The organism is Amycolatopsis sp. NPDC024027 (genome assembly GCF_040638975.1).
In the GTDB taxonomy this organism is placed as follows: domain Bacteria; phylum Actinomycetota; class Actinomycetes; order Mycobacteriales; family Pseudonocardiaceae; genus Amycolatopsis.
The window spans coordinates 156,366-178,038 of record NZ_JBEZYY010000010.1; the positions used below are offsets into that span (position 1 = coordinate 156,366).

The 21,673-nt window shown below is 72.5% G+C and carries 17 protein-coding genes; 11 read left to right on the top strand and 6 right to left on the bottom strand.

Translation table 11 applies throughout. The features are described 5' to 3' along the window. Positions 1 to 378 precede the first annotated feature (378 nt). Positions 379 to 744 carry a hypothetical protein gene (locus tag AB0F52_RS24945; protein ID WP_360175502.1) on the bottom strand — a complete coding sequence of 122 codons (366 nt, stop codon included), beginning with the start codon at positions 742 to 744 and terminating at the stop codon, positions 379 to 381. A gap of 215 nt (positions 745 to 959) precedes the next feature. Here AB0F52_RS24945 and AB0F52_RS24950 point away from each other — a divergent pair, with 215 nt between their 5' ends. Continuing rightward, positions 960 to 2,996 (top strand): glycosyl hydrolase family 65 protein, encoded by a 2,037-nt coding sequence (locus AB0F52_RS24950; RefSeq protein ID WP_360175505.1) that lies wholly within the window; start codon positions 960 to 962, stop codon positions 2,994 to 2,996. Here AB0F52_RS24950 and AB0F52_RS24955 read toward each other — a convergent pair. Continuing rightward, positions 2,993 to 3,784, bottom strand: coding sequence for an FkbM family methyltransferase (locus tag AB0F52_RS24955; RefSeq protein ID WP_360175898.1), 792 nt, complete (start codon positions 3,782 to 3,784; stop codon positions 2,993 to 2,995). The two genes, AB0F52_RS24950 and AB0F52_RS24955, sit on opposite strands and share 4 nt — an antisense overlap. A gap of 160 nt (positions 3,785 to 3,944) precedes the next feature. Continuing rightward, positions 3,945 to 4,406, bottom strand: coding sequence for a hypothetical protein (locus AB0F52_RS24960; RefSeq protein WP_360175508.1), 462 nt, complete (start codon positions 4,404 to 4,406; stop codon positions 3,945 to 3,947). 121 nt (positions 4,407 to 4,527) lie between these two features. On the opposite strand from AB0F52_RS24960, the gene AB0F52_RS24965 reads away from it, so the two are divergent. The 3 genes from AB0F52_RS24965 to AB0F52_RS24975 are packed head-to-tail and all read left to right on the top strand — an operon-like array spanning position 4,528 to position 6,380. Next, a complete protein-coding gene (locus AB0F52_RS24965) occupies positions 4,528 to 5,520 on the top strand; it encodes an SDR family oxidoreductase (protein ID WP_360175511.1) in 993 nt (330 codons plus the stop codon). Between the two features lie 36 nt (positions 5,521 to 5,556). Next, positions 5,557 to 6,171: a DUF2231 domain-containing protein gene (locus AB0F52_RS24970; RefSeq protein ID WP_360175514.1), complete on the top strand. Its 615-nt coding sequence runs from the start codon at positions 5,557 to 5,559 to the stop codon at positions 6,169 to 6,171. Between the two features lie 44 nt (positions 6,172 to 6,215). Next, positions 6,216 to 6,380, top strand: a complete 165-nt coding sequence (locus AB0F52_RS24975; protein ID WP_158264138.1) for a hypothetical protein — start codon at positions 6,216 to 6,218, stop codon at positions 6,378 to 6,380. On the opposite strand, the gene AB0F52_RS24980 is transcribed toward AB0F52_RS24975, so the two are convergent. Beyond that, positions 6,335 to 9,730, bottom strand: a complete 3,396-nt coding sequence (locus AB0F52_RS24980) for a TM0106 family RecB-like putative nuclease (protein ID WP_360175901.1) — start codon at positions 9,728 to 9,730, stop codon at positions 6,335 to 6,337. The genes AB0F52_RS24975 and AB0F52_RS24980 overlap by 46 nt on opposite strands. 165 nt (positions 9,731 to 9,895) lie before the next feature. Here AB0F52_RS24980 and AB0F52_RS24985 point away from each other — a divergent pair, with 165 nt between their 5' ends. From AB0F52_RS24985 to AB0F52_RS25015, 7 genes are all read left to right on the top strand, one after another. Then, entirely contained in the window at positions 9,896 to 12,493 is a 2,598-nt protein-coding gene (locus tag AB0F52_RS24985; RefSeq protein WP_360175517.1) for an alpha-glucuronidase family glycosyl hydrolase, read from the top strand. Between the two features lie 88 nt (positions 12,494 to 12,581). Then, positions 12,582 to 13,523: an acyl-ACP desaturase gene (locus AB0F52_RS24990; RefSeq protein WP_360175520.1), complete on the top strand. Its 942-nt coding sequence runs from the start codon at positions 12,582 to 12,584 to the stop codon at positions 13,521 to 13,523. 451 nt (positions 13,524 to 13,974) lie between these two features. Beyond that, complete coding sequence (locus AB0F52_RS24995) at positions 13,975 to 14,739, top strand: IclR family transcriptional regulator (RefSeq protein WP_360175523.1); 765 nt, start codon at positions 13,975 to 13,977, stop codon at positions 14,737 to 14,739. A gap of 70 nt (positions 14,740 to 14,809) precedes the next feature. Continuing rightward, positions 14,810 to 15,850, top strand: a complete 1,041-nt coding sequence (locus tag AB0F52_RS25000) for an aromatic ring-hydroxylating dioxygenase subunit alpha (protein ID WP_360175526.1) — start codon at positions 14,810 to 14,812, stop codon at positions 15,848 to 15,850. Beyond that, entirely contained in the window at positions 15,847 to 16,008 is a 162-nt protein-coding gene (locus AB0F52_RS25005; RefSeq protein WP_103338827.1) for a hypothetical protein, read from the top strand. The genes AB0F52_RS25000 and AB0F52_RS25005 overlap by 4 nt, the downstream gene beginning before the upstream one ends. After that, positions 16,005 to 16,922, top strand: coding sequence for a PDR/VanB family oxidoreductase (locus AB0F52_RS25010; protein ID WP_360175529.1), 918 nt, complete (start codon positions 16,005 to 16,007; stop codon positions 16,920 to 16,922). Before AB0F52_RS25005 ends, AB0F52_RS25010 begins: the two co-directional genes overlap by 4 nt. Positions 16,923 to 16,964: 42 nt before the next feature. Beyond that, the gene (locus AB0F52_RS25015; RefSeq protein ID WP_360175532.1) at positions 16,965 to 18,422 is read left to right on the top strand and encodes a phospholipase D-like domain-containing protein; all 1,458 of its coding nucleotides are present in this window, start codon (positions 16,965 to 16,967) and stop codon (positions 18,420 to 18,422) included. 3 nt (positions 18,423 to 18,425) lie between these two features. On the opposite strand, the gene AB0F52_RS25020 is transcribed toward AB0F52_RS25015, so the two are convergent. Together AB0F52_RS25020 and AB0F52_RS25025 are read right to left on the bottom strand one after the other, a co-directional pair. Continuing rightward, complete coding sequence (locus tag AB0F52_RS25020; RefSeq protein WP_360175535.1) at positions 18,426 to 20,000, bottom strand: succinic semialdehyde dehydrogenase; 1,575 nt, start codon at positions 19,998 to 20,000, stop codon at positions 18,426 to 18,428. Next, the gene (locus AB0F52_RS25025) at positions 19,997 to 21,625 is read right to left on the bottom strand and encodes a GMC family oxidoreductase N-terminal domain-containing protein (protein WP_360175538.1); all 1,629 of its coding nucleotides are present in this window, start codon (positions 21,623 to 21,625) and stop codon (positions 19,997 to 19,999) included. The genes AB0F52_RS25020 and AB0F52_RS25025 overlap by 4 nt, the downstream gene beginning before the upstream one ends. Between the last annotated feature and the right edge of the window lie 48 nt (positions 21,626 to 21,673).

A 21,673-nucleotide genomic window follows, 5' to 3' on the forward strand; every position in this document is an offset into this window, starting at 1 on the left:
CCTGCCGCCCTCGGCGGCCGGTCCGGCCGGTGTGAGGTCACCCCACGGCGGGCAACGGGGCCTTCACTGTTCCGCGGGCAACTGAGCCTTCACCGCACGACGGGCATCCGGGACCTCCACCGATCCGCGGGCAGCCAGGCCTTCAGCGCACGGCGGGCAACCGGCCTTCACCGCTCCGCGGGCAGCAGCCAAGCCTTCACCGCACGGCGAGCAACCGGCCTTCACCGATCGGCGGGCAACCGGGCCTTCAGCACCCCACGAGCAAGCGGGCCTTCACCGATCCGCAGACAGCCAAGCCTTCACCGCACGGCGGGCAGCCAGCCCTTCGCCAATCCGCGGGCAGCCGGGCCTTCAGCACCCCGGGGGGCAACCGAACCTTCAGCGCCCCGCGGGCGGCGGACCCGCCCGCCGGACCGGGGCACGAGCCGGGCCGCGGCCGTCCTGGGGGCGGGGTGCCCGAGCCGGCGCCCGGGCCGGTGCTCGCGCGGGTCCGCGGGGCGGCGGCGGAGCCGCCGGGCGGGCCGGGCGAGCCGGCCGGTCCGACCGGGGAACCGGGCGGGGCCGGTTGACCCAGGAGTCGAACAAGAGGATCAAGCCCGCGAACACGGCGAAGCCGATGCCGAGCGCGATGTGGACGAGCGCGCCGAGAATCCCGGCGACGAGCAGGACCGGCAACACCGCCAACAGGCAGAACGGGTCGATCCGGCCGAATTTCGGGCGTCGGGTCTCGTCACGGGGACTCACCGTGCGGTCTCCGGGTTCCTGCGCGCCATTCCAGCAGTATGCAACGGCGGTGTCCGGCCCTGCCACCTGGATGGCGCAAGACCGGTTTTCGCCGGTCACCGGCGGTCACGACGCCGGACGCCCCGTGGTGGACAGAAACGGACAGGATCCGGGCGTATCCGGAGAAAGACCACCGTTTCCGTGATGCAATGGCCGGCGCCGAAAGGGGTACGCGCATGAGGAACGGCTTCCCGCAGCGGATCGGTTATGCGGTTCTCGCCCTGGTGACAGCGTGCGGCACCCTCGCCGGTGCCGCCCCGGCGACGGCGAGCCCGGCACCGCCGTCCCTCGAATTCGCCAACCCGGACAGTCAAGCCCTGTTCGGCAGCGCCTACGCCGCCGCTCTGCAGAACCTGTTGCACACCAACACGATCGGCTACGACGCGCGCTACGACCGGAGTGGCCTGCTGGATCCGGCGACCGGCATCGTCCGCGCGGGCGGCGGCTACGCCCAGCCGTGGACGCGCGACGCGTCGATCAACAGCTGGAACGCCACCAGCCTGCTCGACCCGGCCCTGGCGGAGAACACGCTCTGGGCGGTGGTCGACAAGGACGCCGGCGGCGCCCTGCGCGTGCAGCAGGACGACCAGCAGTGGGACCAGGTGGTCTGGGTCACGTCCGCCTGGCACCACTACCTCGTCACGGGCGACCGGGAGTTCCTCCAGAACGCCTACCGCACAGCGACGACCACGCTGACGATCCGCGAACACGCCACCACGGCCGGCTTCAACGCGACCTACGGCCTGTTCACCGGCGCTTCCTTCTTCAACGACGGCATCGCCGGCTACCCCGCGCCACCGGCCGACGCGACCGAGTCGGTCAGCACCGGGAGCATGCCCTGGCCCGGGGTGGCGAGCGGGATGTACCTCAGCACGAACGAGCTCTATTACGCCGCCTACGTCAACGCCGCGAACATGGCCGGGAAGCTGGGCCGTCCGGCCGCGGAGACCGCCGGGTACCGGGACAAGGCCGCCGCGCTGCGGGCCGCGATCAACCAGCGCTTCTGGAACCCCGCCACCGGCCGGTACGACTACCAACTCCTCGCCGACGGCTCCCGCGGCGCCTTCCAGGAAGGCACCGGGCTGGCGTTCGCGCTGATCTTCGGCGTCGCGAACCCGGCGCAGGCGCGGTCGATCGTCGACCACGCCCGGGAGCTGCCCTGGGGCATGCCCGACACCTTCCCGAACTGGGCGCGCTACAGCGACGCGCAGCCCGGTCGACACAACGCCATCGTCTGGCCGCTCGTCCTGGGTCTGTGGGCGAAAGCGCTGGCCGGGCAGGGCGAGCAGAACGCGTTCGCCGCGGAAACCGCGCGCCTGGCCAAGCTGGCCGGCAACAACAGCGGCTTCTGGGAGATCCACAACGGGACCACCGGGGTCGTCGACGGCGGCTGGCAGCGGCTGGGCGACACCGTGAAGTTCCACTGGGGTTCCGAACCCGACCAGACGTGGTCGGCCACCGCGTTCCTCGACATGGTCCACACCGGCCTGTTCGGGCTGACGTTCACCGATCGCGGGCTGTCCTTCGCACCCCACCTCCCGGCGGGCTGGGGTGACGTCACGCTCCGGCACCTGCGCTACCGCGGCGCGAACCTCACCATCGCCCTGCACGGCGCCGGCGCCGCGATCCGGTCGTTCCAGGTCGACGGCCGGGCGGCCCCGGCCGCGATCCCGGACACGCTCACCGGCGACCACACGATCGACATCACCCTCACCGGGGCACCCGCCGGCGATCGGGACGGCGACGGCGTGGCCGACGCCCAGGACCGCTGCGCGGACACCGCGGGCGCCGCCGCCCTGAGCGGCTGCCCCGACCCGGCGCACCTCGAGGCCGAGGACGCCCGCAACACCGGCGGCGTGAAGACGAACGTGAACCACACGGGCTATTCGGGCCGCGCGTTCCTCGACGGCCTCTGGGCGCAGGGCGCGTCGTCGTCCTTCACCGTGCACCGCACCACGACGGCGCCGGAACGCGCGGCCTTCACCGTGCGGTACGCCAACGCCAACGCCGACAGCCGGACGATGACCCTCTCGGTGGACGGGCAGCCGGTGCGGCAGGTCGCCTTCCCGAAGGTCTCCGACAGCTGGGACGCCTGGGACACCACGACCTTCGCCGACATCCCGCTCACCGGCCGGGACCCGGTGGTGACCCTCTCCTACGCGCCGGGCGACACCGGCGCGATCAACCTCGACTGGCTCGAATACCGCCGTTAGCGGACCGCGAACACCATCCCGATGTCGGCGGCCTCCTGGACCGGGTCCTGCACGGCCTCGACCGTGAAGCCGCGCGCGGCGAAGACCTCGCGCACGGTGTCGCGGTGGCGCCGCCACCCTTCGACCTCGACGACGGCCTGCCGGACCAGCGGCCAGTGCCGGTCTTCGAGCCCGCGCAGCACGTCGAGCTCGGCGCCTTCGACGTCGACCTTCAGCAGGTCGACGTGCTCGATGCCCTGCTCGTCGAGCACCGCCGACAACGGCCGGACCCGGACCCGGTGGGTTTCGAGCTCCCGCATCACCTTCAGCTTGCGCCCGACGATCCCCCGCAGGATCGGCGCGGGCACCCGGCGGAGCCCGGCGCCCAGCCCGCCGCGGCGGATCATCTCGACCACGCTGGCCGTGACCCGCCGCCGCTCGTCCTCGACGTTCTCCTCGTCGCGCCACGACGAGGAGAAGATGGTCGCCGCCGGGAAGTAGCTGAAGTCGAGCTCGTCTTCGCCGGCCGCCAGCCCGTAGGGCAGCGCGGTCAGCCGGCCGCCGAAGAAGTCGCGGCCGTTGCGCTCCAGCGTCGCGTGCAGCGGCGGGAGCGGCTCGAACGCGTAGATCCGCACGTCGCCGTCCAGCCGCTCGTACACGGCCGCGGAGAAGACGCCGACGTTGGCGCCGACGTCGAGGACGGTCGCCCCGGGGGCGAGTTCGACGCCGTGGGTGAAGTAGGCGCCGACCTCCTCGCGCAGGAAGGACACCTCCCACGGGTTGATGCTGTGCAGGTCGATCGTGTCCATGGTCACGCGCAGAGTGTTATCAGCATCGGGCGGCGCGGGGCACCCCCGTTCGGCGGCTACTCCGGATGTGCCGGTCCACGACGGCGAGCAGCACACCCGGCGGCGAGAGGTTCAGGCCGGCGCGGCGGCGCCGAGCAGAGCGCCGGCCCGGGGTGGCGGCTCAGCGTTCTTCTTCGACGTGCAAGGCGGCCTGCTCCGGTCCGGCGGCCACGGCCGAACCCGCGTCCACGGCCACCTCGTCCGCCTCCCGGTCGACCGGCGGGCCGTCGCCCTCGACCGGTTCGAGCTGGATCGGCTGCTCCGGCTCCGCGCCCGTGTCCGGGTCCTCCGGCGCGCCCACGCGGGAGTCGATGCCCGCCGGGATCTCGGCCGCCGGGTCCGGGACCTCCTCGCCGATGCGGTCCCCCAGTCCGCGCGGGTGGGCCTGCTCCCACGGGGTCATCCCGTACTTCGTCACGCCCGACCAGTGTTCCGGGGGATCCATGCCCTCCTCGAGCGGGTCGGCGCGGATCCGGTCCTCGTCGAGGTCCTCGGCGCTGTTCAGCGCGGCCGGGTCCGTCTCGACGGCGTCGGGCGCGCCGGTGTCCTGCGGCGGGTCGTAGCTCTGGTCGGGTTCGGTCATGTTCCCCGGGCTTCCCGCTGACGCGACGGCGAAACACCGCCCGGCGGCGGCCATCCCGCGTTTGTCCGCCGGCCGCGGCGGTATCCCGGGGCTTCCGGAACCCCGAACACGAGGAGGCGTCATGCCCCGACCGGTGGCCGGCCAGGTGGTCGTGCTCATGGGCGCGTCGAGCGGGATCGGCCGCGCGACGGCACTCGCCTTCGCCGCCCGGGGAGCGCGTGTCGTGTGCGCCGGGCGTACCGCGCGGGCGCTCGACACGCTGGTCGAACAGATCGCGAGCGCGGGCGGGACGGCCGTGGCCGTGCCCACCGACATCGCCGATCCGGACGCCGTGCGCGCGCTGGTGAGCACCGCCGAGGCGAAGTTCGGGCGGATCGACACCTGGGTGAACCTCGCCGGCGTTTCGGTGTTCGGCCGCGTCGAAGACATCACCGACGAAGAGTTCGAGCGCGTCCTGCGGGTGAACTTCCTGGGGCACGTCCACGGCGTGCGGGCGGTGCTGCCCGCCTTGCGCCGCGCGGGTGGCGGCTCGGTGATCGGCGTGGCCTCGGTCGAGGGCGTGCGGGCGGTGCCGCTGCACGCGCCCTACACCGCCAGCAAGTTCGCGCTGCGCGGCTTTTACGACTGCCTCCGCATCGAGCTCGCCCAGGAAGGCGCCCCGATCGCCGTCACCACCGTGCTCCCCGGCGCCATCGACACCCCGTTCTTCGAACACGCGCGCAGCAAGCTCGGCGCGCTGCCGAAGCCCCCGCCGCCGGTGTACGCGCCCGAGACGGTCGCCGACACCATCGTGTTCGCCTCGACGCACCCCCGCCGTGAGATCCCCGTCGGCGGCGCCGCGGCCGGGTTCTTCCTCGGGCAGCGGCTCTCCCCGGCGCTGACCGACGCCCTGCTTTCGCTGCGCCGGGTCGGTTCGCGCAGCTTCCGCAACACCTTGCCGGACAACGGAACCGACAACGTGGACTCCGCGGTGGACGAACCGGGCCGGGTCCACGGCAGCCACCCCGGCAAGGTGCTCCGGGGCAGCGCGTTCACCCGGCTGGCCGCCGCGCTGCCCCGGCCGGGCGACCTGCTCACCGCGGCGGTGTCCCGGCGGCACCGCACGACCGGCTGAGGGTTGACCGGCGCGCGGCGGGGTAGCCGCAGCGGTATGGATCCCTCGCGCGACGGTCACGCCCGGTCGAAGCCCGCGTGGGCGCACCGGATGCTGAGGAAAACCGAGGACGCCCAGGTGCTCGACACTCCGGCCACCGGGCTCAAGCGGTGGGTGGCCGGCTTCGCCGAAGGCGGCGTGGCGCGGCAGCTGCGCGGCCAGGGGCTCGGTCACCCGCTGCACCCGCTCGCGGTGACGGTTCCCCTCGGCGCCTGGCTGTGCTCGGCGGTGTTCGACGTGCTCCCGGACGGCCGTGACGCGGCGCGGCGCCTGATCGCGATCGGCCTGCTGGCCGCCCCGGCGGCGATGGTGCCGGGCCTGGCCGACTACTCGGGCCTGGACGTGCGGCAACGCCGGGTCGGCCTGGTGCACGCGGCCGCCAACGCCGCGGCGACGGCGCTGTTCGGCGCGTTCTACCTGGTCCGCCGCGGTGGCCACGACGGACGGCTCCTCAGCGCGCTGGGCCTGGCCGTGACGGGCGTGGGTGGCGCGCTCGGCGGGCACCTGGCCTACGCCCAGGGCGCCGGGGTGTTCCGCTGGGAGCCTCTGGACGACCTGGCCCCCGCCGAATTCGCGGGCGAAGACCCGGCCGCACCCCGCAACCCCGCCTGAGCGCACCGGGCTTCGACCACCGCCCGCCGGGGTAACCGCCTGCCATGAGCGAATCCGAGAACCGCCCCCTGACCCCCGACGCGCCGGCCCCGCCCGGCACCCCCGAGCTCGACCTCGACGTGGAAATCCCCGAAGCCGACCGGCGGCGGAAGCAGCCCGGCTCTCAGGACGTCGACGAAGACGCCGGCGAAATCGAACCACCCAGCTGACCCGCCGGCCACGGCCGCGCCGCCGTCATCAGGCCGATCATGCCCGCGACCAGGCGCAGCTGGTCCACCGTCCGGATGTCCGCCTCGACGAGCCGGGGTGAACACACCAGGACGGCCAGCGCCTGCGCCCGCGACAACGCCACGTTCAACCGGTTGCGCGACAACAGGAAGTCGAGGCCGCGCGGCAGGTCGACCGCCGACGACGACGTCATCGTCGCGATCACCACCGGTGCCTCCTGGCCCTGGAAGCGGTCGACCGTGCCCACCCGGACCCCCGGGAACCCGGCCTCCTCCAGCGCCCGGGTCACGGTCCGGGCCTGGAGGTTGTAGGGCGCGACGACGAGGATGTCGTGGTCGCCCAGTGGCCGCGCGGGCCCGTGGTCGGTCCACAAGCGACCGTGCACTTCGGACACGAGCCGCACCACCTCGGCGGCTTCGGCCACCGAGCGGGTCGTGTTGCCCTGGTGCTCCACCTCGGCCAGGTACAGCCCCGCCGCGACGCCGGCCAAGGCGCGGTCCGCGGCCGAGGGGTGGGCGTGCAGCCGGCCGGCGTAGGACAGGTTCGACACCGGTTCGCAGACGGCCGGGTGCATGCGCCGCGTCTCGTCGAGGAAGTACCCGAGCGACGCCGGCATGATGTCGGCATCCCCGATCAGGTGGCCCAGCGCCGACGCCTCGGCACCCGCCGGGTGCGTGCCCTGCACCACCTGGGGCAGCTGCTGCGGATCACCGAGCAGCAGGACGTTCTTCGCGCACATCGACACCGCGAGCGCGTCGGCGAGGGCGAACTGGCCGGCCTCGTCGATGATCAGCAGGTCGAAGGGCTCCTCGCGGACCGCGGCGTTGGCGAACGTCCACGCCGTCCCGCCGACCAGATGCCCGGTGTCGTGCTCTTCGCGCCACTTCACCAGCGCCGGGTTGCTCTTCGGCTGGTCCCAGGGCGCGGCCGGGTCCGGCGTCCTCTTCGCACGCTTGGCGCACGGCAGCTCCGGCGCGCTCTTCTTGGCCGCGCTCAGCACGTTCTCCACGGCCTTGTGGCTGGTCGAGGTGACCGCGACGGTCCGCCCGGCCCGCACGAGCCGGGCGATGAGCCGGCCGGCGAGGTAGGTCTTGCCCGCCCCCGGCGGCCCCTGGACGGCGAGCGCCGAACCGTCGAGCGCGTCGACCGCCTCGATCACCGTGGCGACCAGGTCCTCCCCCGGCCCGGGCAGCGCCGCGCCACCACGCAGCCGCGGCGGGGTGCGCCGGAGCAGGTCGACGCCGGGGTGCCGCGGCAGCTCCGGGAGCGTGTCGACGACCAGCCGCGCGAGGTCGGCGACCGCTTCGTCCTTGGGTGACGGCCGCACCGGGCTGCCCGGCAGCACCGCGCTCGGCCGGTCGTTCGTGGTCGCGTCCGGCGGGCTGCTCTCCTCCAGCGTCAGCTCGACGGCGGACGCGGCGACGACCTTCGCGTCGCGGGCGGTGTCGCCGTAACGCAGCCGCACGTCGTCGCCGGGGGCGAACGGGTGCGGCCGGTCGGGGTCGCACGCGAGCAGCAGCGTCCGCTTCGCGGTGCGCGCCCGCCCGGCCGGGGGCACCCACTCCCCCGCTTCCAGCGAGACCGGCACGGCGCAGGCGGTGTCCACTTCGAGGTCGCCGAGCGGGGCGGCGAGCTGGCGGAAGTACTCCCACCACGCCGGGTTCGTCTCGCGGCGGTGGTAGCCGACGGACGCCGCCAGCAGCGCGCGGGCCCGCTCGTCGGCGGTGAACCGGCCCGGGTCGTCCGGCAGCCCGTCGAGCAGGGGGTCGACCAATGCGGCCAGCTGGGCGGCCCGTTCGGCGCGCCGCTCGGCGGCGACGTCCTCCTCGGCCGCCCGCAGCAGCGCGTCTTCGGCGGATTCCTCGGCCGGCTCCGGGACGTCGATGCCCGCCTCGGCGCGGACCCGGTGCAGGAACTCGAACAGCCGCTGCGCGGAGACGCAGTCGTCCTCGGTGTTCTCGCCGATGCGGCGCAGGACCTCGTCGGCGCGTTGCGGCTCGCCGGACTGCGCCAGCGCCAGGTACTCCTCGTACGCCTCGACGTCGGACACGGCGGTCTTCCCGCGGGCGCCGGGCTGGTAGAGCGGCTCGAGGTGGCGGATCGAGTACGACCGCTGCGAGACCCGCAGCGCCTTGCGCACGACCGCGTGCAGGTCCACCACCGCGCCGCTGCGCAGCAGGTGGTCGACGGTCTCCTCGCGGGTGCCGTGCACCGCCGCGAGCCGCTTGATCGCGGTGACCTCGTACGGCGCGTAGTGGTAGACGTGCGAGCCCGGGTGTTCGGCGACGCGCGCCGCGGCGAAGTCGACGAATTCCTCGAACGCCCGCCGTTCCTGGGCTCGGCTGTGCGCCCAGAACGGCGTGAACTCCCGGTCGCCGACCGCGCCGAACAGGTACTCGAGGCCCTCGCCGGCGAGGGCGTGCGGATCGCCGGCCAGGTCGACGAACACGTCGCCCGGGGCGGGGGCCGGCAGGGCGGCCAGCTCGTCGGGGTCGACGACCTCGTAGGCGACCTCGCCGGTGGTGTCCTGCCGGACCTGCAGCGCGGCCTGGGCGCGCAGGGTCGCGAACGCCGTCACGGACAGGTCCCGCGGCCGGTCGGCCGGGCCGGCCGCGGCCAGTGCGTCGATCGAGCCGAGCCCGGCGGCGACCAGCTTGCGGCGCTGGTCGCCGCGCATCCCGGCCACCAGCGAGAGGTCCCGATCGGCTTCCCGCGCGGCCGCGCAGTGCCGGGCGAACCCGCAACCGGCGCAGGCCGGGCGTTCGTCGGCCCACAGCGGCACCGGCAGCCGCGGCGGCCGGCCGGCCAGCCGCGTCCGCAGCCGGTCCACCAGCGGCCGGAAGTCCTCGACGCGCAGCGTCCGGGTGCCGCCGTCGGTCAGCCGGAGGTGCAGGTGCGGCCCGGCGGGCCAGCCGGCGCGGGTGATCGCGTCGGCGCACGCCGTCAGCCGGACCACCGCGGCCGGCGTCGCCTGCCGGACCGGCGTCGCGTCGTAGACCTCGTAGCGGCCTTCGCCGTCCTGGACCAGGAAGTCCGCCTGCGCCGAGAACTCGCCGTCGAGGAAGACGGCCCGGTGGAGCACCGGGACCCCGGACCGCAACGCCTCTTCCGTCGCCTTCGCGGCGAGCGCGGTGTCCTGGACGTCGATCTCGGCGACCTCGCGCCCGCCGGCGCGGAATCCGGCGAGCATCGCCGTCGTGTGCCCGCGCCGCGGGTCCGGTTCGGCGGGCGCGGGCCGCGGCGCTCCCGGCAGGTCCGCGGCCAGGGCCTGGAGGAGGACGCTGCGGTGCTCACAATCGAGCAGGTCGGCGAGATCGGCTGGGGTGAGCATCGCCGCGAAGTCTGACACGGCCGCTCATCGGGGCCGGAGCACGCTGCCCCCGACACGCCGAAACTTTCGAGATTCCCTGGTATACAGCCAATTCTTGACAGCGTGGGACCCGCCCGCAATAGTGCGAGAACCGAACTGAATACTCGTGCACACGATGGGGGCACGGTGTCTCTCAGCGACGAGAACGAGCAGAGCCGGCTGCGCCGGCGTTCCTTCCTGATCGGCAGCGGAGCTGCCGTGGCCACCTCGATGCTCGGTGCCGCTCCGGCACAAGCGGCTCCGCCGGGCGCCTTCCCGGGCGATTACGACGGCTCGGACCTGTGGCTGCGCTACGAGCGGGTCGCCGATCCCGGCCTCCTCGCCCGGTACCGGGCCACGCTCGGCGCGATCGTCGTGGAGAACGCCGAGCACACCTTGGTCCACCGCCACACGGCGAACCTGAGCATGGCCCCCGGCTCCACCGAGCACCTGGTGCGGAGCACCTTGGCCGCGGCACGGGACGAGCTCGCCCGGGGCCTCGGCGGGCTGCTGGGGCGGCCGGTACCGGTGCAGGGCGGGTTCCCCGACCGCGCCGTGGTCGTCGGCACCCCGGAGAGCTCGCCCCTCGTGCGCCGGCTCGTTCCCCCGCGCGACCTGGCGCCCCTCGGCACCGACGGGTACCTCATCCGCTCGCTGTCGCGGGGCGGGCACCGGGCCGTCGTCATCGCCGGCAACACCGAGGTCGCCGCGCTCTACGGGACGTTCGCCTTCCTCCGGCGGCTCCAGGCACAGCAACCGATCATCGGCCTGGACCTCTCGTCGGTCCCCCGGATCAACCACCGGTACCTGAACTACTGGGAGACCGAACGCCTCTACGCCGGGAACAACCCGGCCGGCACCGGCGGGCTGAACGGCGAGAACGGGGCGATCTTCGACTTCACCGCCACCGGCGCCTCCGCCGGGCTGAACCTGCCGGTGATCCTCGACCGGTACCTGGTGGCGGCGCGGGCGATGGCTTCCGTCGGCATCAACGGCATCACGATCAACAACGTCAACGCCAACAGCTTCTACCTCACCTCGGCCGCCATCGAGCAGGAAGCCGCACTGGCGGACGCGCTGCGCCCGTACGGGATCAAGCTGGCCGTCTCCATCAACTACGCGGCCCCGACCGACGCCCGGTTCGCGCCGGACACCCTCACGCGGGAACAGCTGGATCCCTACAGCGCGGAGTTCCAGGGCTGGTGGACCCGCCGGGCGCGGCAGCTGCAGGCGGCGATCCCCGACTTCATGGGGTTCACCGTGAAGGCGAACTCCGAGGGCCAGCCGGGGCCCCAGGACCTGGGCTACGACCACGGCGACGGCGCCAACGGGATGGCGGCGGCGGTGGCGCCGCTCGGGATGCGGATCTTCTGGCGGACCTTCGTCTACAACGCCGACGTGGACGCGGACCGGCTGAAGCGCGCCTACCTGGAGTTCGGCCCGATCGACGAAGAGGTCCAGCCCGACGGCACGAAGGGCCGGTTCGCCGCGAACGTGTTCCTGCAGACCAAGAACGGCCCGCTCGACTACCAGGCCCGGGAGCCGGCCAACCCGCTCTTCGGCCGGATGGAACACACCAACCAGGCCATCGAACTGCAGGTCACCCAGGAGTACACCGGGCAGAACACGATGCTGTGCTACCTCGGCCCGCTCTGGGAAGAGGTCCTCAAGTCCGACACGTTCGCCACCGACGAGCACGGCCGGCTGCTGGCGAAGCGCCTGGTGGGGCACGTGGTGGACGGCACGGCCCAGGGCCACCCCGACAGCGCCATCGTCGGCGTGGCCAACTTCGGCAACGCCGACGACCTGACCGGGCACCACTTCGCGCAGGCGAACCTGTACGCCTTCGGCAGGCTGGCGTGGGACTGGACCCTGGACGCCCGCGGCATCGCCGAAGACTGGGTCCGGCTGACGTGGGGCAACCGCGACTTCGCCGTCCGGACCATCGTGACGATGATGATGGGCTCGCGGGAAGCGCTGGTGAGCTACCAGACCCCGCTCGGCGTCGCGCACCAGTTCCGCTCCAGCGACCACTACGGCCCCAACCCCGCCGAACGGCTGGCGCGGGACGACTGGAGCCCGGTGTACTACAACCGGGCCGACCGCACCGGGCTCGGCTACGACCGCTCCCCCACCGGCAGCGGCTTCACCGCGCAGTACTTCCCGGTGCTCGCGGCCCGGTACGCCGACATCGAGACCGTCCCCGAAAACCTGCTGATGTGGTTCCACCACGTGCCGTGGGACCGGCGGCTGCGCAACGGCCGGATCTTCTGGGACGAGCTGGTGTACCGCTACCAGACGGGCGTCCACTACGTGTCGTGGATGCGCCGGGCGTGGGACTCGCTCGAACCCCACGTCGACGCCCGGCGCTTCGCCGAGGTGCGGGCCAAGCTCGCCGCCCACGAGGCCGACGCGGGCACCTGGCGCGACACCTGCGTGCGCTACTGGCAGGAGTTCAATGGCCTGCCGGTCCCGACGGCCGGGCCGCTCTCGATCGCGATCGTGCTCGGCGGCCGGACGATCGGCGGCTTCGACGCCGGCGCGGCGTCCTACACCATCCCGGTGGCGGCCGGTACGTCCCCGAAAATCACGAAGGTGGTGCCGGCCGATCCGGCCGCGAAGTGCGAGATCATCGGCCAGGCTCGCGGGGTTCCCGGGCGCGCTGTGGTGCGAATCACCGGGAACAGTTTCTTCGGGCCCCTCCTCAAGGACTACGTCTTCGACCTGGTGCCCGCTGCGCATTGAGCTCCGGGAACCACCCGGCGCCAGCGTCCGTTGTCGTATCCTACGACACCGTAAGTTACGGTTGCGTAGGTACGGAAGGACGTTCCCTATGCCGGTCCCCGAAACGACCCGCTTGCTGCACGAACTGGAAGGCACGGTCGAAGAGAACCTGAACCGGCACCTCGCCGCCGCCCAGGAGTGGATGCCGCACGAGTACGTCCCCTGGAGCCAGGGGCGCGACTTCGCCGAGCTCGGCGGGGAGGCGTGGGACCCGGAGCAGTCCCGGGTGACCCCGATCGCGCGCACGGCCCTCGAGGTCAACCTCCTCACCGAGGACAACCTGCCCAGCTACCACCGCGAGATCGAGCGCGCGTTCGGCCGCGACGGCGCGTGGGGCACCTGGGTCCACCGGTGGACGGCCGAAGAGGGCCGCCACGGCATCTGCATCCGCGACTACCTGCTGGTCACCCGCGCCGTCGACCCCGTCGAGCTGGAGCGGATGCGGATGGAGACCATGCAGGCGGGGTACGACACCGGCGACAAGCCGCTGCTGAACGTCTGCGCGTACGTCTCGTTCCAGGAGCTGGCGACCCGGCTTTCGCACCGCAACACCGGCCGCTACACCCAGGACCCCCTGGCCGAGCGGCTGCTGGCCCGGGTGTCCACCGACGAGAACCTCCACATGGTCTTCTACCGCAACCTCGTCAAGGCGGCGCTGGAGATCTCGCCCGACGCGATGATGCGCGCGATCACCGACGAGGTGGTGAACTTCGCGATGCCGGGCGCGGTGATCCCGAGCTTCCAGCGCAAGGCGGCGCTGATGGCCAAGGCCGGCATCTACGACCTGCGCATCCACCACGACGACGTCGTCCAGCCGCTGCTGCGGTATTGGAAGGTCTTCGACCTGACCGGCCTCGGCGCGGTCGGCGAGGCCGCGCGGGAGGAACTGGCCACGTTCATCAAGGGCCTCGACAGCCAGGCGTCCCGGTTCGAGGAACGCCGCGACGCCACCGCCGCGCGCCGGGCGGCGCGGGGCATCGTGGACCTCTGAGCCGTCGCCGCCGGAGGTCGCTGTGCCGGTCTGGGCCGGTGCTGGCGCGGTGCGGATTCCGGTGGGGTTCTCGCAGACCGGCCGGCTTTGGGGCTGGGGGCGGTCGCGGTTCCCGCTCAGCGGGTCACTCCTACGCAGTGAATGACTCATTCCTGGCGTCAGACGCCAGGAATGAGTCATTCACTGCACGTCAGCCTGCCGTCACCGGGCCTGGTGCCACCGGGGCCTGAACCAGGGCGCGCGCAACCGGCCCTGGAGACCCTCTCGGCAGCCCGGCGGGACCTCCGGACTCAGCGAGATCGCACCCAGCGCCACCGGGACCAGTACCAGGGCGCACTGCGAGCCCTGAGGCGTTCTCCCCCGGCCAGCCAGGCGGGGCGGCCGAGCGAGATCGTGCACCGGCGCCGCGCGGGGCATAGTGGACGCCCGAACCCATCCGCCGGAGGTCGCCGTGCCGCACCGAGGTCGTCTGCCCGGAGCCACCGGGCCGGTGCTGGGGCGCGCGCTGCGAGTGCTCGAGGCGTTCTCGCCCGACCGGCCGGCGCTGCGGCTGAGCGAGGTCGCGCGCCGGACCGGGCTGCCGGCCGCGACCGCGCACCGGCTGCTGCGGGAATTCTGCGAGTGGGGTGCGCTGGAGCGCGACGAGACCGGCGTCTACCGGGTCGGGCTGCGGCTGTGGGAGCTGGGCTCGCTCGCGCCGCGAGGCCTCGGCCTGCGGGAACTCGCGTTGCCGTTCCTGGAGGACCTCTCCCAGATCACGCGCGAGAACGTCCAGCTGGCCGTCCGCGAAGGCACCGAGGTGGTGTACATCGAGCGGATCGCCGGGACCGGGGCGGTGCCGGTGCTGACCCGCGTCGGCGGCCGGTTCGCGCTGACCGCGACCGGCGTCGGGCTCGTCCTGCTCGCGCACGCCCCCGCCGAGGTGCAGGAGGACGTGCTCGGCCGCCCGATCGACCGGTACACCAGCGAGACCGTGACCGACCCCGACCGGGTGCGGCACATGCTGGCCGACGTGCGGACGCACGGGTTCTCCATCAGCGAGCGCCAGGTGACCCTCGACGCGCTGTCGGTCGGCGCGCCGATCCACGACGCGCGGGGCCAGGTCGTCGCGGCGGTGTCGCTCGTCGTGCGGTACGGGAGCGTGTCGCCGCACGCGCTGGCTCCGCTGGTCATGACCAGCGCCCGGGCGATTTCACGCGCTCTTTCCATCTTATGAAATAGCCCTTCGTGGTGCCGGGGCCGTTCCCCCAGGCTGTGACCCGGCCCACCACGAAAGGACGTCCCCGATGAGCGCCATTCCCCGCGACCAGTGGTACGTCGCCGCCTACGGCTCCGAGATCGGCCAGGAACTCTTCGGCCGCACCATCTGCGGCGAGCCCATCCTGTTCTGGCGGACCCGCGACGGGAGCGTCACCGCGATGGCCGACCGGTGCGTCCACCGGCGGTTCCCGTTGTCACAGGCGCCTTCGCGGCTGGTCGACGACCAGGTCGTCTGCGGCTACCACGGCTTCACCTACGGCGTGGACGGCAAGTGCGTGGCCGTGCCCGGGCAGACCCGGGTGCCGCGGACCGCACGGCTGACGCACTACCCGCTGGTGGAGCAGGACTCCTTCGTCTGGGTGTTCATCGGCGACCCGTCGAAGGCCGACGCGGCCGCGATTCCGCGGGCGCCCTGGCTCGCCTCGCCGGACTACACCACGGTCTGCGGGCTGGAGCCGCTGAAGGCGCGGTACTCGCTGCTGGTGGACAACCTGCTGGACCTGTCCCACGAGACCTACCTGCACGGCGGCTACATCGGCACGCCGGAGGTCGCCGAAACCCCGATCACGACCGAGGTCGACGAGGAGGCCGGCGTCGTCTACGTCTCGCGGCACATGGCCGACGCGGCGTGCCCGCCCTTCTACGCCAAGTCGACCGGCCTGGAGGGCCGCATCACGCGCTGGCAGGACATCGAGTACACCCCGCCGTGCCTGTACAAGCTGCACAGCCGCATCGCGCCGGTCGGGTCCGTGCCGAACCCGGACGGCAGCGACCCGGACGCCTTCCACGTCGAGGTCGTCTACGCGATCACGCCCGAGACCGAGCACTCCACGCACGACTTCTGGGCGGTGGCCCGGGACTTCGCGCTCGACGACGAAGGCGTGTCGGCGTTCCTCGCGGAGAACAACCGCACGGTGGTGCTGCAGGACGTCGAAGCCCTCGACGTCCTGGAGCGGGTGATCGCCACCGAACCGGACGGGTACCAGGAGCTGTCGATCAACATCGACACCGGCGGCCTGGCGGCCCGCCGGATGCTGCAGCGGATGACTGCGCCGGTCACGTCGTGAACCGCCCGATGCTCGCCGGGGACCGCGTCCACCGGATCCACTGGGTGCTCGGCACCGACCGGCTGCGCGCGGTCTGCCACTGCGGCGCCGAGCGCGAGTTCGAAGACCCCGTGCAGCTGTGGGACTGGCTGCTCGCCCACCCCGAAGGACACTCATGACCCTCGAACTCCTGGTGGACCGCAAGGAAAAGCTCGCCGACGGCGTCGTCCGGCTGACGCTCCGCGCGCCGGGCTCCGAGCAGCTGCCGCCGTGGGAGCCCGGGGCGCACATCGACCTCGTCCTGCCCGGCTCGGTGCGGCAGTATTCCCTGTGCGGCCGCCCCGAGGACAGGTCGGCGTACCAGGTGGCGGTGCTGCGGGAGCCCGACGGCCGCGGCGGCTCGGCGTACGTGCACGACTCGCTGCTCGCCGGGGATCTTCTCCAGGCGGACGGGCCACGCAACCACTTCGCGCTGGTGGACGCCGAGCGCTACCTGTTCATCGCGGGCGGCATCGGCATCACGCCGATCCTGCCGATGCTCGACCGGGTCACCGCGGCCTGCCGCGACTGGCAGCTGGTCTACGGCGGCCGGACTCGCGGATCGATGGCGTTCACCGAAGAACTCTCGCGCCACGGCGGCCGGGTGTCGTTCCGGCCCCAGGACGAACACGGCCTGCTGGACCTGCCGACGCTGCTGGCCGCGGCCCAGCCCGGCACGGCGGTGTACTGCTGCGGCCCGGAACCGCTGCTGGCCGCGGTGGAGGCGCTCGGCCCGGCGAATCTGCACGTCGAACGCTTCACCGCACGGCTGGACGAAAGCCCGCGGACGGCGTTCGAGGTGGAGCTGGCCGGGTCGGGGCGGGTGCTGCCGGTGCCCGCGGACCGGTCGATCCTCGAGGTGGTCGAGGAAGCCGGGGTGACGGTGCTGTCGTCGTGCCGGGAGGGCACGTGCGGCACCTGCGAGACGGGCGTGCTCGGCGGGACACCGGACCACCGGGACTCGGTGCTGACCGCGGATGAGCGGCTGGAGAACGAGGTGATGATGCTTTGTGTGTCACGATCCTGCTCGCCGCGGCTGGTGCTCGACCTCTGACGGAGCGTCACTGCACGGCGGGCCGGGCCGATCTGTAGTGATATGGGACGGGTGAAGACGTTTCTGGACAAGGTGGACGAACGGCTGGGCGACGGGCTCGAGAGTGTCCTGTGCGCCCACCACCGGCGGCGGCTGCACCGGCTCGGCTGGGGTGCTGTCCTCGAACCCGGCGGGGCGCAAGACCCGCTCGGCGGCCGGGCGCCGGTCCGGGAGGGCAACCGCGTCGAGGTGCTGATCGACGGTGAGGAGTCGCTGCCCGCCGTCGCCGAGGCCATCCGGTCGGCCAAGTCGCACATTCACATCGCCAACTGGCACGCCAGCGCCGACTTCCGGCTGACGCGGGAGCCCGGCTCGCCCACCCTGCGCACGCTGCTCGCCGAGGCCGCCGGGCGGGGGGTCGAGGTGCGGGTGCTGCTGTGGGCCGGTCCGCCGTTCCCCGCGTTCCAGCCGTCGCGGAAGCTGGCGCGGTCCGAACGGCGGAAGTTCACCGAGGGCACCGACGTGCGCTGCGTGCTGGACGCCCGCGAGCGGACGATGCACTGCCACCACGAGAAGCTGGTGATCGTCGACGACGCCGTCGCGTTCGTCGGCGGGGTGGACCTCACCGCGCTGGAAGGCGACCGGCACGACAGCCCGGACCACCCGCCGCGGCCGATCGGGTGGCACGACCTGATGGCGCGGCTCGACGGCCCGGTCGTCGCCGATGTCGCCGACCACTTCCGGCGGCGGTGGACCGAGGTGGCGGGCGAGGACCTGCCGCAGCCGGCGGTCCCGGAGCCGGTGGGCGGCAGCCGCGTCCAGCTGCTGCGGACGGTGCCGAACGACACCTACGGCTTCCTGCCGAAGGGCGAGTTCACCGTCCTCGACGGCTACCTGCGCGCGCTGCGCTCGGCGCGGCGGCTGATCTACCTGGAGAACCAGTTCCTGTGGTCGCCGGAGATCGCCGAGGTGCTGCTCGACAAGCTGCGGAACCCGCCGGACGAGGCGTTTCGCGTGGTCCTGCTGCTGCCGCGCAAGCCGAGCAACGGCTCGGACACCACCCGCGGCCAGCTGGGCCGGCTGCTCGACGCCGACGACGGCCACCGCCGCCTGCTGGCCACGACGATCAGCGCCCACGACGGCGACTCGGCGGCGCCGGTGTACGTCCACGCGAAGCTCGGCATCGTGGACGACTCGTGGCTCACCGTGGGCTCGGCGAACCTGAACGAGCATTCGCTGTTCAACGACACCGAGGTGAACATCGCGACCGACGACCCGGAGGTGGTCCGGGCCACCCGGCTGCGGTTGTGGGCCGAGCACCTCGGACGGCCGGTCTCCGAGCTGCAGGACCGGGAACCGGCGGACATCGTGGACCACCTGTGGCGGCCGCTGGCCGAAGAGCAGGCCGAGCGCGAACGCCGGGGTGAGCAGCGGACCCACCGGCTGGTACTGCTGCCGGGCGCCTCGCGCCGCGCGGCCCGGCTGCAGGGGCCGCTGCGGGGACTGCTCGTGGACGGCTGAGCGCTACCGGATCCGCAGCTTCCGCATCAGCTTCAGCCCGGAAAGCATGCTCTCGACGTACTTCTCGTACCCCTGCCCCGGCCGGGGCCCCATCACCTGCTTCTTCAGCACGGCCAGGTTCTGCACGTCGGTGTACTTCAGCAGCCCCTGATCGCCGTGCCGGGCGCCGACGCCGGAGTTCTTCACCCCGCCCGACGGCGTTCCCTTGGCCGCGTACGCGGTCGCGAGGACGTCGTTCACGTTCACGTTGCCGGACTCGATCCGGGCCGCCACCGCGCGCGCCGCGGTGACGTCGGTGCTCCACACCGACGCGTTCAGGCCGTAGTCCGTGTCGTTGGCCAGCGCCACGGCTTCGTCGACGGTGCGGTACTTGTGCAGCGCCACCACCGGGCCGAACGTTTCGGTGACGCCACAAAGCATCTCCGACGTGACGCCCTCGAGGATCGTCGGCTCGAAGAACGCCGGGCCGAGGTCCGGGCGGGGCTTGCCGCCGCACAACACCGTGGCGCCCTTGGCGACCGCATCGTCCACATGGGACTTGACGCGGCGCATGTGGTCGACCGAGACCAGCGAGCCCATGTCGGGACCGAAGTCGTACGCCGCGCGGACGTCGAGGGCCGAGGCCGCCGCCACGAACGCCGTCTTGAACTCCTCGTACCGGGATTCCGGCAGGTAGATCCGCTCGATGTGCATGCAGATCTGGCCCGTGTTGCCGAACGCGCCGAAGATCGCGCCCGGAACGGCCTCGGAAAGATCGGCATCCTCCAGCACGATCATCGGGTTCTTGCCGCCGAGCTCGAGGCAGCAGCCGATGAGGTTGCGGCCCGCCCGCTCGCCGATCACCCGGCCGGTCGCCGTCGAACCGGTGAACATCACGTAGCCGGCGCGGTCGATCAGCGTGGGGCCGACGTCCGGGCCCTCGCCGCACACCACCTGGAACAGCCCCTCGGGCAAGCCGGCTTCCTCGAGCAGCCGGACGCCGTAGAGCGGCGACAGCGCGGTCTTGTTGTCGGGCTTCAGCACCACCGCGTTGCCGGCCATCAGGGCCGGGATCGCGTCGGAAACCCCGGTGGCGAACGGGAAGTTCCACGGCGCGATGATCCCGACGACCCCCTTGGGCAGCCGGACCTCGGTCGACGTCGTGAGCATCGGGACCGGGCCGCCGCGCTTCGTCGGCGCCAGCAGCTTCGCGGCCCGCTTCAGGTAGTGGCTCATCACCATCGGCGGGTCGCAGGTCTCCTCGATCGCCATCCGCCGGTTCTTGCCGCTCTCGACCTGGATGAGGTCGGCGACGGTCCGCGCGTGCTCGACGAACAGCGCGTGCGCCCGCCGGAACACCGCCAGCCGCTGCTTGACCGGCGTGGCGGCCCACTTCCGCTGGGCCTCGCGCGCGACGGCGAACGCCCGCTCGATGTCCTCCGGTGTGGATTGCGGCAGCTCGACGAGCACGTCGCCGGTGTAGACCTCGGTGAGCTTCCAGGTCGCGCCGGACGAGCCGGGCACCCGGGCCACGAGCTGCTGCAGGAACGCGTCGGTGACCGACGCCGGACGGGCGAGTTCGAGCGGCGTGACGGTCATGACTTGCTCCCGAGGACGAGCTGGGCGCCCATTTCCCCGATCATGATGCAGGGCGCGTTGGTGTTGCCGCCAGTGATCGACGGCATGATCGAAGCGTCGCAGACCCGCAGGCCCTCGACCCCGCGCACGCGCAGGTCGGGGCCGACGACGGCGAGTTCGTCGACGCCCATCCGGCAGGTCCCGACGCCGTGGTAGACCGAGGTCGCGCGGTTGAGGATCGCGTCGCGCAGGGCCTGGCCCTTCAGGTCCTTGCCCGGGTGGATCTCTTCCTTGACCGCGCCCTTGAACGCCTTGGACGCGAAGATCTCGCGCACCATCTCCGAGCCTTCGCCGAGCAGCTCGAGGTCGGCCGGGTCGGACAGGTACCGGAAGTCGATGTCCGGTGCCGCGGCGGGATCGGCCGAGGTGAGGCGCAGCGTGCCGCGGCTCTTCGGGTAGATGAGCGTCGTCAGCACGGTGAGCGCGGGGCGCTTGTCGACGTCGTGCCGGATCGGCGCGTCCTGATTGGGCGAGACGTATGCCCACGGCAGGAGGTGCAGCTGCAGGTCGGGGATCGCCCCGGCCTGCGAAGTCCGCAGGAACGCGACCGCCTCGAAGACCGAGTTCGCCAGGAACGTCGTGCCGGGGCGCAGCAGCTCCCGGGCCAGGCCGCGGGCGAAGTACGGCGCCGTGCCCTTGTTCTTGCTGGTGGTCACGTGGAACGTCAGGGCGTGGAACATGTGGTCGTGCATGTTGTCGCCGACGGGCAGGTCGGCGACGACGCCGATGCCGTGTTCCTTCAGGTGCTCGGCGTGGCCGATGCCGGACAGCATGAGCAGCTGCGCGGAGCCGATGACGCCGGCGGAGAGGATGACCTCCTTGGCGGCCCGGATCGTGCGCCGCCGGCCGCGGTCGAGGACCTCGACGCCGACGGCGCGGCCGTTCTCGATGAGCACCTTCTCGACCAGCACCCGGGACTGCAGCTCCAGCGTCGGGGACGCGAGGTTGTGGAGGTAGCCGCGCGAGGCGCTGTAGCGCAGGCCGTCGGCGGCGTTCTGCTGCATCCGGCTGACGCCTTCTTGGGACTCGGCGTTGTAGTCGTCGAGGATCTTGCAGCCGAGCGCGTCGGCGGTGGCGTCGACGAACTGCAGCGAGCCCTCTTGGGGGTTCTTCGCGCGGGTGACCCGGATCGGCCCGCCCGCGCCGCGGAAGGCGTTCTCGCCGTCTTCGAAGTCCTCCATGCGTTTGTAGGCCGCGTTGACGCTGTCGGCGTCCCAGCCGGTGTTGCCCTCGGCGGCCCAGGAGTCGAAGTTGGCGCGGTTGCCGCGGACGTAGACCATGCCGTTGATCGAGCTGGAGCCGCCGACGACCCGGCCGCGTGGCACCGGCATCCGGCGATCGAGAACGTGTTTCTGCGGAATGCCGTAATAGCCCCAGTCGAGCGGCTTCTTGAGCTGCGGCACGGCGTGCATCGGCCCGACGAGCCCGGGTTTCTTGATGAGCAGCTGCTCGTCGCTCTTCCCGGCTTCGAGGACGATCACGCTGGCCCCGGCCTGGGCGAGGCGTCCCGCGATCGTCGCGCCCGAGCTCCCCGACCCGACGACGACGTAGTCGGCCTCGTCGCCGCGCGCCGCCCTGTTCGCCATGTCCGCTCCTCGCTACGACCGGCCACTAGAATTGTAACGTGTTCTAGT

Coding starts and splice junctions, on each gene's coding strand:
- AB0F52_RS24950 (WP_360175505.1), top strand. CDS start 960: ATGAGGAACGGCTTCCCGCAGCGGATCGGTTATGCGGTTCTCGCCCTG.
- AB0F52_RS24955 (WP_360175898.1), bottom strand. CDS start 3,784: ATGGACACGATCGACCTGCACAGCATCAACCCGTGGGAGGTGTCCTTC.
- AB0F52_RS24960 (WP_360175508.1), bottom strand. CDS start 4,406: ATGACCGAACCCGACCAGAGCTACGACCCGCCGCAGGACACCGGCGCG.
- AB0F52_RS24965 (WP_360175511.1), top strand. CDS start 4,528: ATGCCCCGACCGGTGGCCGGCCAGGTGGTCGTGCTCATGGGCGCGTCG.
- AB0F52_RS24970 (WP_360175514.1), top strand. CDS start 5,557: ATGGATCCCTCGCGCGACGGTCACGCCCGGTCGAAGCCCGCGTGGGCG.
- AB0F52_RS24975 (WP_158264138.1), top strand. CDS start 6,216: ATGAGCGAATCCGAGAACCGCCCCCTGACCCCCGACGCGCCGGCCCCG.
- AB0F52_RS24980 (WP_360175901.1), bottom strand. CDS start 9,730: ATGCTCACCCCAGCCGATCTCGCCGACCTGCTCGATTGTGAGCACCGC.
- AB0F52_RS24990 (WP_360175520.1), top strand. CDS start 12,582: ATGCCGGTCCCCGAAACGACCCGCTTGCTGCACGAACTGGAAGGCACG.
- AB0F52_RS25000 (WP_360175526.1), top strand. CDS start 14,810: ATGAGCGCCATTCCCCGCGACCAGTGGTACGTCGCCGCCTACGGCTCC.
- AB0F52_RS25010 (WP_360175529.1), top strand. CDS start 16,005: ATGACCCTCGAACTCCTGGTGGACCGCAAGGAAAAGCTCGCCGACGGC.
- AB0F52_RS25015 (WP_360175532.1), top strand. CDS start 16,965: ATGGGACGGGTGAAGACGTTTCTGGACAAGGTGGACGAACGGCTGGGC.
- AB0F52_RS25020 (WP_360175535.1), bottom strand. CDS start 20,000: ATGACCGTCACGCCGCTCGAACTCGCCCGTCCGGCGTCGGTCACCGAC.
- AB0F52_RS25025 (WP_360175538.1), bottom strand. CDS start 21,625: ATGGCGAACAGGGCGGCGCGCGGCGACGAGGCCGACTACGTCGTCGTC.